The following is a 16,484-nucleotide window of genomic DNA, read 5'->3' as shown; positions in this document are numbered from 1 at the left end:
GCACGGCTCAGTCCGCGCGGACCGGCTGCGGCTCGAGCGCGTCGCGCCAGCCGAACGCGAGCCCGGCCGCCGCGATGCCGACGAAGGGCAGCGCCATGTCGGGCCGCTCGACCGCGACGGCCGCGAGCCCGGTCGCCCCGGCAGCCACCGCGACCTCCATGCCGCGCCGCTGCACGACCGCGAGCACGCCCGCGCCCGCGCCCTGCTTCGGCGTCACGTGGAAGCGCGCCCGTCCCGAGACGAGCACCATCACGATGGCGCGCGTGGCGACGAGCGAGACGGACGCGTAGAGCATCGCCGCGCGCACGGTGAACGTCGCGCTCGCGAGCAGCCCGCGCGTGCGCGCGCGGTGCGCGGCCTCCGGCACGAGGGGCGCGAGCCCGAGCGCGCCGAGCACGATGCCGACCTGCCACGGGAAGGCCGGTGCGAGCGTCGCGGCGGCGACGAGCGAGAAGGCGAACAGCACGAGCGGCACGAGCGCGGCGAGCACGGGCACGAGCAGGTCGAGCACGAGGTCGGCGCGACGGAGCGCCCCGAGCCGCCCGTCGACGAGGCTGCCGCGCGAGCGCGCGAGCAGCTGCACCGCGCCCTCGACGAACTTCCCGAACTGCACCGCGAACGCGGCGTGGTCGACGGGGGCGTCCTCGAGCGAGCGCAGCTCCGGCGCCGCGACGAGCCGGTGGCCGCGCCGCGCGAGCTCGACCGACAGCGCGGTGTCCTCCATCACGAGCTCGGGGAAGCCGCCCGCCTCACGCACCGCGGCGACGTCGAGCATCGCGCCGCGGCCGCAGAAGACGCTCACCCCGAGCGCGTCGCGGCCGGCGAGCTGCATGGCGGCGTGCCGCGCGAAGAGGCCGCCGAAGTCGCGCACGAACGACGTGCCCGCGCGGCGCATGCCGATGCTGCCCTGGACGACCGCCGCATCCGGGTGCAGGGCGAAGCGCGCGAGCCCGCGCTCGACGAAGTCGTCCGGGATCTCCTGGTCGGCGTCGAGCACGACGATGCAGTCGACCTCGTCGCCGTGCCGGTCGAGCCACGCGTTGAGGTTGCCGGCCTTCGCGCCACCGCTGCCCGAGCGCCGGTGCACCTCGACGAGGCCCTCGGCGACGAGCGCGTCGATGCGCTCGCGCGTCTCGGGCAGCGAGGAGTCGTCAAGCACGACCGTGCGGGTGCCGGGGTGCGACTGCTCGGCGGAGCGCCGCACGACGTCGGCGCGGAAGTCGTCGACGACCGGGAACAGGATCGCGACGCGCTCGTCGCTCGACGCCGCGTCGACGCGGGGAGCGGCGGTCGACGCGCGCCTCGCCGCGAGGAGCAGCGCGACGTGCCGCGAACCGGTCAGGAGCGCGAGCCCGACGACCGGCGCCGCGATCGCGAGCGCCACCCAACCGACCACCGAGGTCGGCGTCGAGAGGCTCGCCATCGCGAGCGCGACGATCGCGGTGAGCGCCATCCACGCCGCGACGAGTCGCACGGGTGCATCGACCGCCCTCGGCGCCTCGGCAGGCGGGAGTCCGGGCCGCCGGTCGATGCGGGTCACGCAGGCTCCTCCCCGCACCGCGGTCGCGGCGCGATGGAGGGAGGCCAACGACGCCGGCTCCGCGTTCCTGGGGAGCCAGCCGCGAGCGGGCTGGCTCAGCGCACGTCGAGCCGGGCTCCGAGCCGTGCCTCGAGCCGTGCCTCGAGCCCCCGCCGCACGGCCGGCCACTCCGAGGCGATGATCGAGTAGACGACCGTGTCGCGCAGCGTGCCCTTGTAGACCTGGTGGCTGCGCAGCACGCCGTCGAGCTTCGCGCCGAGCCGCTCGATCGCGTCGCGCGACTGCCGGTTGTGCCAGTGGGTTCGGAGCTCGACAGCGACGCAGCCGAGCTCGTCGAACGCGCGCTCGAGCATCATGAGCTTGATCGCGGGGTTCACGCCCGATCCCTGCGCCGAGACCGCCATCCACGTCGAGCCGACCTCGAGCCGCGGCGTCTCCGGCTCGACGTGCATGTAGGTGGTCATGCCGACGGCACGCCCGCCGACGACGATCGCCCACGGCACCATCGATCCGGCGCGGTGGAGCGCGAGCCGCCGATCGATCTCGGCGGCGACCTCGCCCGGCTCCGGCACGCTCGTGTACCAGGCGCGGCGCCAGAGCTCCCCCTCGGCGGCCGCGTCGGCGAGCGCCGGCGCGTGCTCGTGGCCGAGCGGCTCGAGGGTGACGAGCGGATGCGTCAGGACGACCGGGTCGAGGATGCTCACCCGGCCATTCTGGCGGCACCGTTGCCGCCGCCCGAACGGCGTGCCAACATGCGCGCATGACCGTGCGATTCGACGACGCCGTCAGCGATCTCGCGGAGCTCGTCCGGCGGGTGCCGCGCGAGCTGCTCGACGGACCGGGCCTCGGCGAGTGGACGCTCCGCGAGCTCATCGGGCACACCTCCCGGGCCATCACGACCGTCACCGCCTACCTCGAGCTTCCGGAGCCTCAAGCGATCACGATCCACTCGGCGAGCGAGTACCTCGAGGTCGTGCTGCGACAGCACGGCGACGACGAGGCGATCCTGCTGCGCGGCCGCGCGGCCGGCGCGGCGCTCGGCGACGACCTCGCCGCCGAGATCGAGGCGATGCACGTCGAGGCCGCGACCGCGATCGCCGCCGCCGGCCTCGACCGCCGCATCGCGATCGGCGGCGGCGCGACGATCGCGATGCGGCTCGGCGAGTACCTGCGCACGCGGGTGTTCGAGCTGACGGTGCACGGCATCGACATCGCCGACGCCGCGGGCATCGCGTGGGCGCCCGTGCCCGCGCACGTGCTCGACGCCCTGCACCTCGCCGCCGCCAACGCATCCGCCCGCGGCGCGGGCATCGAGGCCCTCCGCCTGCTCACCGGTCGGCGGCCCGACGCGGGCCTCGAGGGCGTGCTGCGCGCCGGAGCGTGAGCGGGCGACGACCCGCAGGGGGCCTCCGGCACCCCTGCGGTACGATCGACCGGTTGTCTGACACGTGACGGAGGCCTCGTTTGTCGCAGCTCCACCCCCACCTCGAGCCGGTCTACGCGGACGTCCTGCACCGCAACCCCGGCGAGGCCGAGTTCCACCAGGCCGTCTTCGAGGTGCTCGAGAGCCTCGGTCCGGTGGTCTCGAAGCGCCCGGACTACGTCGACGCGCAGATCCTCAACCGCATCGTCGAGCCCGAGCGGCAGATCATCTTCCGCGTGCCGTGGATCGACGACGCGGGCGTCGTGCAGATCAACCGCGGCTTCCGGGTGCAGTTCAACTCGGCGCTCGGCCCGTACAAGGGCGGCCTGCGCTTCCACCCGAGCGTCTACCTCGGCATCATCAAGTTCCTCGGCTTCGAGCAGATCTTCAAGAACTCCCTCACGGGCCTCCCGATCGGCGGCGGCAAGGGCGGCAGCGACTTCGACCCGAAGGGCAAGTCCGACTCCGAGATCATGCGCTTCTGCCAGTCGTTCATGACCGAGCTGCGCACCCACATCGGCCAGTACACCGACGTGCCCGCGGGCGACATGGGCGTCGGCGGCCGCGAGCTCGGCTACATGTTCGGCCAGTACAAGCGGCTGACGAACGAGTACGAGTCGGGCGTGCTGACGGGCAAGGGCATCACGTGGGGCGGTTCGCAAGTGCGGAAGGAGGCGACCGGCTACGGCACCGTCTACTTCCTCGAGGAGGTGCTGCGCTCGCGCGGCGAGAGCTTCGAGGGCAAGCGCGTCGTCGTCTCCGGCTCCGGCAACGTCGCGATCTACGCGATCGAGAAGGTGCAGCAGCTCGGCGGCACCGTCATCGCGTGCAGCGACTCCTCCGGCTTCGTCGTCGACGAGCGGGGCATCGACCTCGAGCTCGTGAAGGAGATCAAGGAGGTGCGCCGCGGCCGCATGGCCGAGTACGTCGAGCGCCGACCGCACGCCTCCTTCACCGCCGACGCATCCATCTGGACCGTGCCGTGCGACATCGCCGTGCCGTGCGCGACGCAGAACGAGCTCGACGAGGACGACGCCGCGACGCTCGTGCGGAACGGCTGCACCGTCGTCGGCGAGGGCGCCAACATGCCCGCGACGCAGGGCGCGGCCCGCGTCTTCGCCGCGGCGGGCATCGCGTTCGCGCCCGGCAAGGCCGTCAACGCCGGCGGCGTCGCGACGAGCGCCCTCGAGATGCAGCAGAACGCCTCGCGCGACTCCTGGACCTTCGACCACACGGATGCGCGCCTGCGGGAGATCATGCAGGGCATCCACGACCGCTGCGCCGAGACGGCGGAGGAGTACGGTCGGCCGGGCGACTACGTCGCGGGCGCGAACATCGCCGGCTTCAACCGCGTCGCGGACGCGATGCTGGCGCTCGGCGTCATCTGACTGGCAGGCTCTCAGCAACGCGCCATACGCTGACGCGGCACACGGGACGAGGAGATCGCTTGACTGGGCAGACGAACGATCGCGCGGCAGTCGCTCCGCGGATCATCCGTCGGGCCCAGGCCGCCGACTTCGCCGACCGCATGCTCACGCGCCGCTGGCTCGTGCGCGCCTTCCTGCTGCTGCACGGGGCCTCGCTGCTCGCCCTGCTGCCGGCGATCATCGCGGGCGGCACGGTCGGTGACCTGCCGCTCTACCGTGAGTGGGCGATGGCCGCGTTCGAGGGCGACGAGATCGTCGGGATCGACGCCGACTGGGTCTACCCGCTGCTCGCGTGGCTGCCGATCGGCGCGGCCAACCTGCTCGGCGCCCCGCTCTACCAGCTGCTGTGGTTCCTCATGACGGCCGCGCTCAACTGGTGGGCCGTCTGGGTGCTGAGCGATGGCGGTCGCAGCCGTCGGGGCATGCTCGCCGCGCACGCCTTCATGCTCGGCTTCCTGCTGCTGAGCCCCGTCGCGCTGCTGCGCCTCGAGGGCATCACCGGCCCGCTCGTCATCGTCGGGCTCGTGTGGCTCTCGCGCCGCCCGCTCGTCGCGGGCGCGCTGCTCGCGGTCGCGACCTGGATCAAGGTGTGGCCCGCGATGGTGATCGCGGCGATCGTCGCGGTGCACCGCGACCGCTGGCTCGTCGTGCTCGCCGGCTTCGGCGTCACCGCCGCGACCGCCGCGATCAGCGCGACGCTCGGCGGCATCCCGCACCTGATGAGCTTCCTCACGATGCAGACCGACCGCGCGCTGCAGCTCGAGGCGCCGATCGCGACGCCGTGGGTGTGGGCGGCAGCGCTCGACGTGTTCGGCTCCCGCGTCTATCAGAACCGGGCGCTCGCGACGCGCGAGGTCGTCGGTCCGCTCGACGGCGGGGCGATCCTGCTCTCGACGCCGCTGCTCATCGCCGCGGTCGCATGCATCGCGGTGCTGCTGCTCTGGGCGAGGCGGCGCGGCGCCGACTCGCGCGAGCTGCTGCTCGTCGGTGCCTTCGCGCTCGTCGCCGCATCGATCGTCTTCAACAAGGTCGGCTCGCCGCAGTACCTGCTGTGGCTGCTGCCGATCGCCGCGGTCGCGATGGCGCGGCCCACCGCCTGGTGGCGGCGGATGACGGCGCTGCTGCTCGTCACGTCGCTGCTGACGACGCTCGTCTTCCCGATCTTCTACATGCCGCTCGTGCGCCTCGAGTGGTTCGCGGTGCTGCTGCTCTCGGCGCGCAACCTGCTGCTCGTGGCCCTGCTGCTCGCGGCGATCGCGAAGCTCGTCCAGCTCGGCCGGGCCGGCGGGCTCGGCTCCCGCGCGACGGTCTCGACGAACACGGAGCCGCTCGCGATCGTCTGACGCGAGGGCCGCGCGGCACTCAGTCGATGAGGTCGTGCACCTGCACGATCGCCTCGCGGTCGGCGCCCACGCCGATCGCCGAGATGCGGCTGCCGGAGCGCTCCTCGAGGAAGCGCACGTAGGCCCGCGCGTTCGCCGGGAGGTCGGAGAGCTCGCGCGCCCCGGTGATGTCCTCGCTCCAGCCGGGCAGCGACTCGTAGATCGGCTTCGCGTGGTGGAAGTCGCTCTGCGAGACGGGCAGCTCGTCGAAGCGCTCGCCGTCGACGTCGTACGCGACGCACACCGGGATCGACTCGATGCCGGTGAGCACGTCGAGCTTCGTGAGCACGATGTCGGTGAGGCCGTTGATGCGCGAGGCGTAGCGGGTCAGCACGGTGTCGTTCCAGCCGCAGCGGCGCGGGCGCCCGGTCGTGGTGCCGAACTCGAAGCCCTGCTTGCGCAGCAGCTCGCCCCACTCGTCGAAGAGCTCGGTCGGGAACGGGCCCGCGCCGACGCGCGTCGTGTACGCCTTGACGATGCCGATCACGCGGTCGAGGCGCGAGGGGGCGATTCCCGAGCCGGAGGCCGCACCGGCGGCCGTCGCGGTCGACGAGGTCACGAACGGGTAGGTGCCGTGGTCGATGTCGAGCATCGTCGCCTGGCCGGCCTCGAACACGACGGTGCGACCGTCGTCGAGGGCGCGCGAGAGCTCGAGGCCCGTGTCGGCGACCATCGGCCGCAGCCGCTCGACGTAGGAGGTGAGGTCGTCGAAGATCTCGTCGCACGTGACGGCGCGGCGGTTGTAGACCTTCGTGAGCAGGTGGTTCTTCGAGTCGAGCGCGCCCTCGATCTTCTGCCGCAGGATCGACTCGTCGAAGAGGTCCTGCACGCGGATGCCGACGCGGTTGATCTTGTCGGCGTAGGCCGGCCCGATGCCGCGCCCGGTCGTGCCGATCGAGCGCTTGCCGAGGAAGCGCTCGGTGACCTTGTCGAGCGTGCGGTGGTAGTCGGTGATGATGTGCGCGTTCGCCGAGATGCGCAGCCGCGAGACGTCGACGCCGCGCGCCGAGAGCGCCTCGAGCTCGTGGAAGAGCACCTCGAGGTCGATGACGACGCCGTTGCCGATCACGGGCGTGACACCCGGGGTCAGGATGCCCGAGGGCAGCAGGTGCAGCGCGTACTTCTCGTCGCCGACGACGACCGTGTGGCCGGCGTTGTTGCCGCCGTTGAACTTCACGACGAAGTCGGTGCGGCTGCCGAGCAGGTCGGTCGCCTTGCCCTTGCCCTCGTCGCCCCACTGGGCGCCGACGATGACGATTCCTGGCATGGGTCTCCCCCTCGGACGGGTGCGGCGTACGCCCCAGCCTATCGGGCGGCTGTGCCGGGCGCTCCCGAGCCGACCGCCGCGACGCACTCGTCGATGCTCCGATCGGGCGAGAACGCGAGCCGCTCGAACCCCACCATGATGAGCGCGCCGAGCCGAGCGGCGGCGTCGAGGCCGGATGCGGGGCGGCCGTCGGCCGCGAGGGCGGCGCCGAGCTCGTCGAGCAGCACGGCGCGGTGGCCCGCGAGCGTCGCGCGCCAGGGCCGGTCGGTGCGGAAGAGCTCGCCCACGACGACCTTCGCGACGTGCGGGTTGACCTCGAGGCCCTCGAGCATCGCGCGCGCGACGGCATCGAGCGCGGCGCCTGGCTCGGCATCCTCTCGGGCGTCGCGGATGCGCCCCGAGACGCGCGCGATGGCCTCGTCGATGAGCGACTCGAAGATCGCCTCCTTCGAGGGGAAGGAGTAGTAGACGCTGCCCTTCGCGACGCCGGCGCGCGCGGCGATCTCGTCGACCGTCGTCGCGCTCACGCCGCGCTCGGCGGCGAGCTCGGAGGCCGCGACCAGCACCTTGTCGCGGCTGCGGTTGGGGCGTGCCATGGCTCCTCCTCGTGCGGAAGCATCTCGTCGCATCCATTCTTGTACTGACCAGTCAGTATAGATTACGATCGCGACGGAGAGAGGAGCAGCGGATGCGCATCGAGCTGATCGACGCGGCGAAGGGCCGCGGCGAGGCACTGCCGCCGACGTCGCTCGCGTTCGAGAGCGGCGAGGCGGTGCGCCTGGTGGTCGAGACGGAGCAGCGGCCGACCGTGGTGGGCCTGCTCGCGTCCGGACGGATGCGGCCCGACGCGGGGGCGCTGCTGCTCGACGGTGAGCGCGGCCGCCGCCGCGAGGTGCGTCACCGCACGGCTCTCGTCGACGCGCCGCGGGTGAGCGATCCCGAGCCCGACGTGTCACTCGGAGGCGCGATCGCCGAGGAGCTGCTCTACGCCGGCGTGCCCGGCGACCCCCGCAGCGTGCGCCGCTGGGCCGCGCAGCTCGGCGTCGACCACCTGCGCGCGCTGCCGATCGCCGACGTCGAGCCGGCTGTGCGCATCCGCGTGCTCGCCGAGCTCGCGGTGCTCCGCGACCGCGTCGAGGCGATCGTGCTCGTGAGCCCCGACCGCCACGGCGGCGACCCCCGCGCGTGGTGGGCGGAGGCGCGACGGCTGGCCGATCGAGGCTTCGCCGTGCTCGTCGTGTGCGGCGAGGCCGCCGACGCCGTGCTGCGCGCCGACGGGACGCCCGAGTCCGCCGAGGGCGCCGAGCACGCGCAGCCAGAGGAGGCCGCCGCATGACCGTCCCGCAGCTCATCGCGGCCGAGCTCCGCCGCCTCGTCGCCACCCGCATGGGTCGCCTCGCGCTCCTCGCGCTCGCGCTCGTGCCGCTGCTCTACGGCGGCGTCTACCTGTGGGCCAACCAGGACCCGTACGCGCAGCTCGACGAGCTGCCCGTCGCGCTCGTCGTCGACGACGCGGGCGACGACGGGCGCGTCGTCGGCGAGGAGGTGGCCGACCGGCTCGTCGCCGACGGCGCCTTCGACTGGCATCGGGTGAGCGCCGAGGAGGCGTCGGCCGGGGTCGCCGACGCGACGTACGACTTCTCGGTGACGCTGCCGGCCTCCTTCTCGGCAGACCTCGCGAGCGCAGCGGGCGACGACCCGCACCGGGCGGTCGTGGCGCTGTCGACGAACGACGCGAACAGCTACCTCGCGACGACGATCGGCACGCAGGCCGCCGAGCGCATCCGCTCTGCGGTCGCGCGATCGGTGGGCGAGGAGGCGGCCTCGCGCATGCTGCTCGCGATCAGCGACATCCGCGACGGCCTCGTCGACGCGCACGACGGCGCGGCCACCCTGACCGAAGGCGCCGACGACGCCGCCTCGGGTGCCTCGCGGCTCGCGAGCGGCGCCGATGCGCTCGCCGACGGCACCGGGCAGCTCTCGACCGGTGCCACCGCGCTCGCCGACGGCACCGGCAGGCTCGCCGACGGCGCGGGCCGCCTCGACGACGGGCTCGGGCAGCTCGAGCAGGCGACCGCGTCCCTGCCGGCGCAGACCCGCCAGCTGGCCGACGGCGCACAGCAGGTCGCCGACGGCGATGCGCACATCGCCGCGATCGGCGGCGAGGTGGCCGACGCGGTCGCGCCGGTCGCCGCACGGGTGCCGGAGACGCGCGCGGCGATCGTCGAACGGCTGCAGCAGGCGGGCCTCGACGAGGCGCAGATCGCTGTCGCGCTCGGCCCGCTCGACGGCCTGGGCGACGACGTCGCGGCGGCGGACGCCCGCGTGCAGGACGCGAGCGCGCAGCTCGACCGGCTCGCGGCCGGGGCGCAGCAGGTCGCCGACGGCGCCGAGCGGCTCGCGAGCGCCTCGCCGCAGCTCGCCGCAGGCATCGCGAACGCCGCGGACGGCGCGGGCGACCTCGCGGACGGCGCCGCGGACGCGCACGACGGCGCTGTCCGGCTCGCCGATGGGGCCTCGTCCGCCGCGAGCGGCGCCGGCGAGCTCGCCACCGGCGCTCACGCGCTCGACGACGGTCTCGGGCGGCTCGACGAAGGCACCGCGCAGCTGCGCGACGGCCTCGGCGACGCGGTCGCGCAGATCCCCGCCACGACCGAGCAGGAGCGCGCCGCGCAGTCGTCGATGATCTCCGATCCGGTGCGGACCGACGCCGACGCGGTCGCCTCCGCCGGCTCCTACGGCGCTGGCCTCGCGCCCTTCTTCCTGTCGCTCGCCGCGTGGATCGGCATGTACGCGCTCATGCTCATCCTCAAGCCCCTCTCGCGGCGCGCGATCACCGCGCTGCGCTCACCCGTGCGCGTCTCGCTCGCGGCCTGGCTCATCCCCACGCTCATCGGCGCGGCGCAGATGGCGGCGCTGCTCGCGATCGTCGGCCTCGCGCTCGGGTTCCCCATCGCGCATCCAGCGCTCATGCTCGGGATGATGGTGCTCGCCGTCGCGACGTTCGCGGCGATCATCGTGGCGCTGAACACGTGGCTCGGCTCCGTCGGGCAGTTCCTCGGGCTCGTGCTCATGGTCGTGCAGCTCGTCACCGCGGGCGGCACGTTCCCGTGGCAGACGCTGCCGGCGCCGCTCGCGGCCCTGCACCACGCGCTGCCGATGAGCTACGCCGTCGACGGCCTCCGGCAGCTCATGTACGGCGGCTCGATGGCGGCCGCGGGCGCGGATGCGCTCGTGCTCGTCGCGTTCGGGGCCGGGGCGCTCACGCTCATCGTGCTGGGCGTCGCGAGGATGGTCGACCACCGCACGCTCCGCGACCTGCAGCCGAGCCTCATCGGCTGAGGCGTCGCCCGCCGCTCTGCTGGCCGAGGCGGCCCGTCAGCGCTGGACCGGGCCGCCCCCGCCGACTCAGTAGCCGTAGCCGTCCGACTCCTCGGCGTTCTCGCGCTGCGCCTCCGCGGGGCTCTCATCCTGCTCCGCGCGCGTGTGCGCGTTCGTCTCCTCTGCCGCCTCGTCCTGGCCCGGGTCCTGTGCGTTCGGGTCGATGCCGGTCATCTCGTCTCCTCTCGTCGCCGCCGCTCTGGCGGGCAGTTCGGGCCTAGCGGCCCGCTTCGCGCATGCGGCCCAGCTGGTGCCGCAGCGAGTCCTCGAGCCGGGGCCGCCGGAATCGGTGGCCGAGCTCGGTCAGCCGGGCGGGCACGACCCGCTGGTCGGCGAGCGCGAGCTCCTCGGCACCGCGCCGCCCGAGCAGCACGCGCGGCCCGAGCGCGGGCGTCGGCACGAGCGCGGGGCGGCGCAGCACGCGAGCGAGCGTCTCGGCGTACTCGTGCTGCTGCACGGGGTGCGGGGCGACGGCGTTGACCGGGCCCGAGAGCCGTTCGTCGGTGAGCGCCCGCAAGTAGACGTCGAGCAGGTCGTCGAGGTCGATCCACGATTGCCAGTGCTCCCCGCCGGCGAGGGGGCCGCCGAGGCCCGCCGCGTAGAGCGGTGCGAGCACCTGCAGCACCCCGCCTCGCGGCGACTGCACGAGCCCGGTGCGCACCTGCACGGCACGCATGCGTCCCTCGGCGGCGACCGCCGCATCCGCCTCCCAGTCGACGACGACGCGAGCGACGAAGTCGTCGCCGGGGCCCGCGGCCTCGGTGAGCTGCTCGCTGCCGCGGTCGACGCCGTAGCGGCCGATGCCCGAGGCGCTCACGAACGCGCGCGCGCCGCTCGCGGCGGCGATCTCGGCGAGCTTGCGCGTGGGTCCGATGCGGCTGTCGCGCACGGCCCGCCGATGCTGCTCGCCGAGCCGGCCGAAGATCGACGCACCTGCGAGGTGCACGACCGCGTCGACGCCCTCGAGCAGGTCGGCGGCCGGCGCGTCGGGATCCCAGCGCCGCTCGCCGCTCGACGACGCCTCGTGCCGCACGAGCCGCACGACGTCGTGGCCGCCCGTCGTCAGCAGCGCGGTGAGCGCGGTGCCGATGAGCCCGCTCGCGCCGGTGACGGCGACCGTCATGGGCTCGGCAGCCGCCGATCGGTGCGCGGCGAGGTCGTCGGCGAGCTGCCGGTGCCGGTAGACGAACATCGGGCGCAGCGCCCGCGAGCCGACGATCGTCTCGACGCGGTCGTGCACGAGGGTGCGATCCTCGCCGCGCGGCTCGAAGCGGTGCTCGTGGCGCCAGCGCAGCGGTGCGAGCGGGATCGAGCCGAGCCCCGCATCCACTCGCTCGTCGACGAAAGCGCGGTCAGGCTCGAATCCGCTCGGGTCGTGCTGCGCCGCCCAGACGATGCCGCCGGGGAGCGCGAGCTCGGCGCGACCGTCGGCGAGCGAGCCCGCTTCACGGCGAACGCGCCCGGGGAGCCACGGCGGCGAGAGCCGCTGCAGCGCCCCCGGGCGCGTGTGCCAGGCGAAGACGTCGGCGAGACGCGCGTCGACGATGCTCGAGTGCTCGATGCCCATGGAGCGGACGCTACGCGAGCGCACCCAGCCGTCGGCTGTGGATCGGCCGAGCCTGCGGTGCTGGCTGGACTTCCCGACTACTGGCCGAGCCGGTCGGCCGGGCGCTCGACGTCGCCGTCCCAGCCCTGGTCGACCGCCTGCTGGGCGGGCGCGGCCTCGGCGAGCTCCTTGAAGCGCTTGAGGTCCTGCTTGATCTGCAGGTCGTCGACCTGCAGCAGCGCACCGGCGGCCTCGACGACGCCCTGGGGCTTCCAGTCGATCTGCACGTTGACGCGCGTCATGTCGTCGTCGATGCGGTGGAAGGTCACGACACCGGCGTGCGTCTCGCCGTCCGTGCTGCGCCACGCGACGCGCTCGTCGAGGTGCTGCTCGGTGATCTCGGCGTCGAACTCGCGCTCGACGCCCTTGATCGAGACGACCCAGTGGAGCATCGTGTCGGTCTGCTGCGTGATGGACTCGACGCCGCCCATGAACTTCGGGAAATCCTCGAACTGCGTCCAGAGCGCGTAGACGGCGCTGATGGGGGCCTTGACGTCGATGCTGTCGGTGACCTGCGGCATGGCGATGTTCCTTACCTGTTGTGGATCTGGTCTGCGACGCTATGCCGCTTGGCTGAGCGTGCCCTCGGAGAGTGCTCGGAGCCGCAGCAGATCGCAGCGGATGGTCAGCTCGTCGAGCTCCTTGTCGCCGGCGCGGCGCGGCACGTCGCCGCGCGGCGAGACGATCACTCGCACGGTGACGCGCGTGCGGTGCGGGGTGACCTCCGCGAGGTCGACCCACCAGCCGAGCGTCGACTGGTCGACGCTCGCGAACGCGAGCCGCTCGTCGGGCACGTGCTCGGTGACGACCGCGTAGAAGCTCGACGGCAGCCCGCCGAGCGACACGCGCCAGCGCATCCGCTCGCTCGTCTCGGCGTACACCGAGTCGACCCCGGTCAGGAACTCCGGGTAGTGCTCGAACGAGGTCCACAGGCGGAACACCGCTGCGCGGGGCGCATCGACCTCGAACTGCTCATCGACCTGCATCGTCGCCTCCGATCGAATCGCGAGCTGGTGTGTCGCGAGAAGCTGGCGGGGGACAGGTCGTGTCCCCCAAGCGAAGCGTGGCACGGCTCGCTGAGGGCGGCAATGGGCGTGCTCCCAGGTTGCGGGCCTGCGCCCGACGGACGGGACGCATCCGACCCGAACGTAGGATTGGGGCATGTCCAAGGTCCTCTCCTCCCTTCCCGTCGGCGAGCGCGTCGGCATCGCCTTCTCGGGCGGCCTCGACACCTCGTGCGCCGTCGCGTGGATGCGCCACAACGGCGCCGTGCCGTACACGTACACCGCCGACATCGGGCAGTACGACGAGCCCGACATCGACGCGGTGCCCGGCCGCGCGACCGCCTACGGCGCGGAGGGCTCACGACTCGTCGACGCGAAGGACGCGCTCGTGGAGGAGGGCCTCGTCGCGCTCGCGACGGGCGCGTTCCACATCCGCTCGGCCGGCCGCATGTACTTCAACACCACGCCGCTCGGCCGCGCGGTCACGGGCATGCTGCTCGTGCGCGCCATGAAGGAGGACGGCGTCGAGATCTGGGGCGACGGGTCGACCTACAAGGGCAACGACATCGAGCGCTTCTACCGCTACGGCCTCATGGCCAACCCGGGCCTGCGCATCTACAAGCCGTGGCTCGACGAGCGCTTCGTCACCGAGCTCGGCGGCCGCAAGGAGATGTCGGAGTGGCTCGTCGCGCACGGCTACCCCTACCGCGATGCGACCGAGAAGGCCTACTCGACCGACGCGAACATCTGGGGCGCGACGCACGAGGCGAAGACGCTCGAGCACCTCGACACCTCGATGGAGGTCGTCGAGCCGATCATGGGCGTGAAGTTCTGGGACGAGTCGGTCGAGATCCCGACCGAGGACGTCACGATCCGCTTCGAGGCCGGTCGACCCGTCTCGATCGACGGCGTGGAGTTCCCGGATGCGGTGGCCCTCGTCCACGAGGCCAACACGATCGGCGGCCGGCACGGGCTCGGCATGAGCGACCAGATCGAGAACCGCATCATCGAGGCGAAGAGCCGCGGCATCTACGAGGCGCCGGGCATGGCGCTGCTGCACATCGCCTATGAGCGGCTGCTCAACGCGATCCACAACGAGGACACGATCGCGACGTACCACGAGCAGGGCCGCCGCCTCGGGCGCCTCATGTACGAGGGCCGCTGGCTCGACCCGCAGTCGCTCATGCTGCGCGAGTCGATCCAGCGCTGGGTCGGCTCGTCGGTCACGGGCGAGGTCGTGCTGCGGCTGCGCCGCGGCGAGGACTACTCGATCGTCGACACCCGCGGCGAGACCTTCTCGTACCACCCCGACAAGCTCTCGATGGAGCGCGTCGGCGACGCGGCGTTCGACCCCTCCGACCGCATCGGCCAGCTCACGATGCGCAACCTCGACATCGCCGACTCCCGCTCGCGGCTCGAGGGCTACGCGGCGGCGGGCCTCGTCGAGGGCGAGACGGCGAAGCTGCTCGGCGCGCTCGAGATCGGCCGCTCGGAGGAGATCGTGGCGTCGCCCGACGCCGACCCCGAGGCGATCGAGCAGTGGAACGACCGCGCGGCGATGGACCTCGGCACGGACTAGCGCTCAGATCACCGGCCAGCCGAGCGAATCGGCCGCGTCCACAGCGAGCATCTGCACCGCGGCGTGCGCGAGCGGCCGGGAGAACTCGGGCGCCCCGGGGAACGCGTCCGCTGCTCTGTCGAAGAGCACGACCATCGGCCTCGAGGTCATGGTCGAGAGCACGTGGAGCCCATCGATGCGATCGCCGAGCTGGTCGTGGATGGCCGCCGCCCACGTGCGGCATGTGCTCTTCGCTGCAGCGTGCAACGAGCCAGAGGCGCCTTGCCTGACCGGCCAGACACCGGTGAGGTCGAGGAGCTCCAGCTCTCTCGATGGCAGCCAGCCGCTGAGCGTGCGTCCCGCGGTCAGGCGGATGGTCCTTCGCGACTGGAACACCTCCGCGAACGCAGTCGTCACGTCCGTTCCGGTGTAGGCGACGCCTCGACCCGCGTGGATTCCCTGCGGCAGCGGCTGCGGATCCCATCGCATGACCGAGAGAGGTCCGAACTCGCGCAGCTCATCCCAACGCGAGGGGTGCGCCCCGGCGGTCGCGTGGATGCGGAAGAGCGCGTCCCGGTATCGCCGCACGTCTCCCGGCTCGAGCGCCAGCGGCCCAGCCGGGCGCGTCGGGTTCTTCGCGCTCACTCCCACGCGCGTTCGGCCGCGAGCTCGACGACTCGGTCGACCGAGCCTCCGCCACTGAGCCACTCCGCCGGGGCGCGACCGCCCAGCTCGACGACCGGAGTCCGCATGAATGCCGCGATGTCGAGCGGGTGGTAATCGGCAGGCAACGCCCGCACGACCTCGCGGATGCCCGGCACGAGACCCGCCTCGGTGAACTGCCATCGGGGCAAGAGGTGCGATCCCGACTTCGAGAGCCCGAGGGTGAGGAGCCGTCCGCCGGCGATGAGGCGGCGGATGTTGGAAGGAGCGATGCCGGTGAGTGCCGCTGCTTCCGCTGTCGTGATCGCAGCCTCACCAGCTCGGGCTTGCGCCATGCTCGTGCTCACTCCCACGACCGCGACGGCACGCCGCAACGATCGGTCGGAGAGCTTCGCCTCTTCGATGCCCGCGTGCTGCATCAGGAAGGAGCGCTCTCCAGCGGTGAGCGGCTCGGGGTCAGCGCTGGCCTCCAGGAGGATGTCGACGAACTCCTTCGGATCGAGCGCCACGTCTCGCCGCTGCAGGACTGCACCCAGCCGCTCGCGGAAGCCCTCGGAGGCTGCGCTCGGCGTCAGCCCGAGTGCCGGCGCTGCCGAGATCGTCTCGCTCATCATGCCGGAATGATACGCGTCGATACAGGGTCACTCAATGCATCAGCCGCTCGGCTGCGGGCGATCACCGCTGCGCGACGCCTTCCGCCTGGTCCTTCTCGGCCGCGACGCGGATGCCGAAGTGGTACGCGAGCTCGCCACCGAGGAACCCCGAGACGCCGACGAGCGCGATGCCGACGAGGCTGATCACCACGGCGGCCACGCTCAGCTCGTCATGCCCCTCGCTCGAGCGGACGAACCAGCCGATCGCGAAGACCACGAGCGCGACGGTGTTGAGCAGCCCGTGGATGAGACCCATCCGCTTCGCCTTCGTCCGGCCCGGGATCACCGAGTAGTCGAGCACGCCGACGACTGCCGCGAGCACCGCCCCGACGATGCCGATCGCGATGAGCACCTGCGCGCCGAGCAGGTAGCCCGACGGGTCATCGGCGAAGATCGCGAGCACGTCGAAGACGAGGCTCGCGATCCACGAGCCGATCGGCACGGTGATGAGCACGGGATGGAACGGGTGCCCGTACCACCCCTGGAGCACGGTGCGCGGGCGCTTGCCGCGGTCGAAGTCGAGCTGATCCGGCACGGTTCCTCCTCGCTCGGTCGCGACCCTCGCCGCGTCGGGTTGGCT

17 protein-coding genes are annotated in these 16,484 nt (G+C 72.8%); 6 read left to right on the top strand and 11 right to left on the bottom strand.

Annotated elements, in window-relative coordinates:
- Window positions 1-7 precede the first annotated feature (7 nt).
- Together JSQ78_RS10820 and JSQ78_RS10815 are read right to left on the bottom strand one after the other, a co-directional pair.
- A complete protein-coding gene (locus JSQ78_RS10820; RefSeq protein ID WP_211447532.1) occupies window positions 8-1,540 on the bottom strand; it encodes a glycosyltransferase family 2 protein in 1,533 nt (510 codons plus the stop codon).
- 95 nt (window positions 1,541-1,635) lie between these two features.
- Window positions 1,636-2,244, bottom strand: a complete 609-nt coding sequence (locus tag JSQ78_RS10815) for a GNAT family N-acetyltransferase (RefSeq protein WP_211447531.1) — start codon at window positions 2,242-2,244, stop codon at window positions 1,636-1,638.
- Window positions 2,245-2,300: 56 nt separating this feature from the next.
- Here JSQ78_RS10815 and JSQ78_RS10810 point away from each other — a divergent pair, with 56 nt between their 5' ends.
- The 3 genes from JSQ78_RS10810 (at window position 2,301) to JSQ78_RS10800 (ending at window position 5,733) form a co-directional block, all read left to right on the top strand.
- Complete coding sequence (locus tag JSQ78_RS10810; protein WP_211447530.1) at window positions 2,301-2,924, top strand: maleylpyruvate isomerase N-terminal domain-containing protein; 624 nt, start codon at window positions 2,301-2,303, stop codon at window positions 2,922-2,924.
- Window positions 2,925-3,004: 80 nt separating this feature from the next.
- On the top strand, window positions 3,005-4,351 hold the full coding sequence (gdhA, locus tag JSQ78_RS10805) for an NADP-specific glutamate dehydrogenase (RefSeq protein WP_211447528.1): 1,347 nt from the start codon (window positions 3,005-3,007) through the stop codon (window positions 4,349-4,351).
- 59 nt (window positions 4,352-4,410) lie between these two features.
- Window positions 4,411-5,733: a glycosyltransferase 87 family protein gene (locus JSQ78_RS10800; RefSeq protein WP_211447527.1), complete on the top strand. Its 1,323-nt coding sequence runs from the start codon at window positions 4,411-4,413 to the stop codon at window positions 5,731-5,733.
- A 19-nt stretch (window positions 5,734-5,752) separates the two neighbouring features.
- On the opposite strand, the gene JSQ78_RS10795 is transcribed toward JSQ78_RS10800, so the two are convergent.
- Complete coding sequence (locus tag JSQ78_RS10795) at window positions 5,753-7,039, bottom strand: adenylosuccinate synthase (RefSeq protein ID WP_211447525.1); 1,287 nt, start codon at window positions 7,037-7,039, stop codon at window positions 5,753-5,755.
- A 38-nt stretch (window positions 7,040-7,077) separates the two neighbouring features.
- On the bottom strand, window positions 7,078-7,635 hold the full coding sequence (locus tag JSQ78_RS10790; protein WP_211447523.1) for a TetR/AcrR family transcriptional regulator: 558 nt from the start codon (window positions 7,633-7,635) through the stop codon (window positions 7,078-7,080).
- Between the two features lie 92 nt (window positions 7,636-7,727).
- Here JSQ78_RS10790 and JSQ78_RS10785 point away from each other — a divergent pair, with 92 nt between their 5' ends.
- Window positions 7,728-8,375, top strand: coding sequence for a hypothetical protein (locus tag JSQ78_RS10785; RefSeq protein ID WP_211447522.1), 648 nt, complete (start codon window positions 7,728-7,730; stop codon window positions 8,373-8,375).
- Window positions 8,372-10,381 carry a YhgE/Pip domain-containing protein gene (locus JSQ78_RS10780; RefSeq protein ID WP_211447520.1) on the top strand — a complete coding sequence of 670 codons (2,010 nt, stop codon included), beginning with the start codon at window positions 8,372-8,374 and terminating at the stop codon, window positions 10,379-10,381. Before JSQ78_RS10785 ends, JSQ78_RS10780 begins: the two co-directional genes overlap by 4 nt.
- Before the next feature lie 66 nt (window positions 10,382-10,447).
- On the opposite strand, the gene JSQ78_RS10775 is transcribed toward JSQ78_RS10780, so the two are convergent.
- The 4 genes from JSQ78_RS10775 to JSQ78_RS10760 form a co-directional block, all read right to left on the bottom strand.
- A complete protein-coding gene (locus JSQ78_RS10775) occupies window positions 10,448-10,594 on the bottom strand; it encodes a hypothetical protein (protein ID WP_211447518.1) in 147 nt (48 codons plus the stop codon).
- A gap of 43 nt (window positions 10,595-10,637) precedes the next feature.
- On the bottom strand, window positions 10,638-11,987 hold the full coding sequence (locus JSQ78_RS10770; protein WP_211447517.1) for a TIGR01777 family oxidoreductase: 1,350 nt from the start codon (window positions 11,985-11,987) through the stop codon (window positions 10,638-10,640).
- A gap of 77 nt (window positions 11,988-12,064) precedes the next feature.
- Window positions 12,065-12,547 (bottom strand): SRPBCC family protein, encoded by a 483-nt coding sequence (locus JSQ78_RS10765; RefSeq protein WP_211447516.1) that lies wholly within the window; start codon window positions 12,545-12,547, stop codon window positions 12,065-12,067.
- A 39-nt stretch (window positions 12,548-12,586) separates the two neighbouring features.
- Window positions 12,587-13,012, bottom strand: a complete 426-nt coding sequence (locus JSQ78_RS10760) for an SRPBCC family protein (protein WP_211447515.1) — start codon at window positions 13,010-13,012, stop codon at window positions 12,587-12,589.
- Window positions 13,013-13,187: 175 nt separating this feature from the next.
- On the opposite strand from JSQ78_RS10760, the gene argG reads away from it, so the two are divergent.
- Window positions 13,188-14,609 (top strand): argininosuccinate synthase, encoded by a 1,422-nt coding sequence (gene argG, locus JSQ78_RS10755; RefSeq protein ID WP_211447514.1) that lies wholly within the window; start codon window positions 13,188-13,190, stop codon window positions 14,607-14,609.
- 3 nt (window positions 14,610-14,612) lie between these two features.
- On the opposite strand, the gene JSQ78_RS10750 is transcribed toward argG, so the two are convergent.
- From JSQ78_RS10750 to JSQ78_RS10740, 3 genes are all read right to left on the bottom strand, one after another.
- Window positions 14,613-15,176 (bottom strand): RES family NAD+ phosphorylase, encoded by a 564-nt coding sequence (locus JSQ78_RS10750; RefSeq protein ID WP_249296054.1) that lies wholly within the window; start codon window positions 15,174-15,176, stop codon window positions 14,613-14,615.
- A 53-nt stretch (window positions 15,177-15,229) separates the two neighbouring features.
- Window positions 15,230-15,865, bottom strand: coding sequence for a hypothetical protein (locus tag JSQ78_RS10745; protein WP_211447512.1), 636 nt, complete (start codon window positions 15,863-15,865; stop codon window positions 15,230-15,232).
- A 61-nt stretch (window positions 15,866-15,926) separates the two neighbouring features.
- Complete coding sequence (locus tag JSQ78_RS10740) at window positions 15,927-16,439, bottom strand: DUF2231 domain-containing protein (RefSeq protein ID WP_211447510.1); 513 nt, start codon at window positions 16,437-16,439, stop codon at window positions 15,927-15,929.
- Window positions 16,440-16,484: the final 45 nt, after the last annotated feature.

Source organism: Agrococcus sp. Marseille-Q4369, from assembly GCF_018308945.1.
Taxonomy (GTDB): Bacteria; Actinomycetota; Actinomycetes; order Actinomycetales; family Microbacteriaceae; genus Agrococcus.
This window is presented reverse-complemented; position numbering and strand designations above follow the sequence as displayed.

Excerpts from the sequence above, each read along its gene's own strand:
- JSQ78_RS10795 (WP_211447525.1), bottom strand. The coding sequence starts at position 7,039 with ATGCCAGGAATCGTCATCGTCGGCGCCCAGTGGGGCGACGAGGGCAAG.
- JSQ78_RS10765 (WP_211447516.1), bottom strand. The coding sequence starts at position 12,547 with ATGCCGCAGGTCACCGACAGCATCGACGTCAAGGCCCCCATCAGCGCC.
- JSQ78_RS10785 (WP_211447522.1), top strand. The coding sequence starts at position 7,728 with ATGCGCATCGAGCTGATCGACGCGGCGAAGGGCCGCGGCGAGGCACTG.
- JSQ78_RS10745 (WP_211447512.1), bottom strand. The coding sequence starts at position 15,865 with ATGATGAGCGAGACGATCTCGGCAGCGCCGGCACTCGGGCTGACGCCG.
- JSQ78_RS10780 (WP_211447520.1), top strand. The coding sequence starts at position 8,372 with ATGACCGTCCCGCAGCTCATCGCGGCCGAGCTCCGCCGCCTCGTCGCC.
- JSQ78_RS10790 (WP_211447523.1), bottom strand. The coding sequence starts at position 7,635 with ATGGCACGCCCCAACCGCAGCCGCGACAAGGTGCTGGTCGCGGCCTCC.
- JSQ78_RS10770 (WP_211447517.1), bottom strand. The coding sequence starts at position 11,987 with ATGGGCATCGAGCACTCGAGCATCGTCGACGCGCGTCTCGCCGACGTC.
- JSQ78_RS10810 (WP_211447530.1), top strand. The coding sequence starts at position 2,301 with ATGACCGTGCGATTCGACGACGCCGTCAGCGATCTCGCGGAGCTCGTC.
- argG (WP_211447514.1), top strand. The coding sequence starts at position 13,188 with ATGTCCAAGGTCCTCTCCTCCCTTCCCGTCGGCGAGCGCGTCGGCATC.
- JSQ78_RS10760 (WP_211447515.1), bottom strand. The coding sequence starts at position 13,012 with ATGCAGGTCGATGAGCAGTTCGAGGTCGATGCGCCCCGCGCAGCGGTG.
- JSQ78_RS10775 (WP_211447518.1), bottom strand. The coding sequence starts at position 10,594 with ATGACCGGCATCGACCCGAACGCACAGGACCCGGGCCAGGACGAGGCG.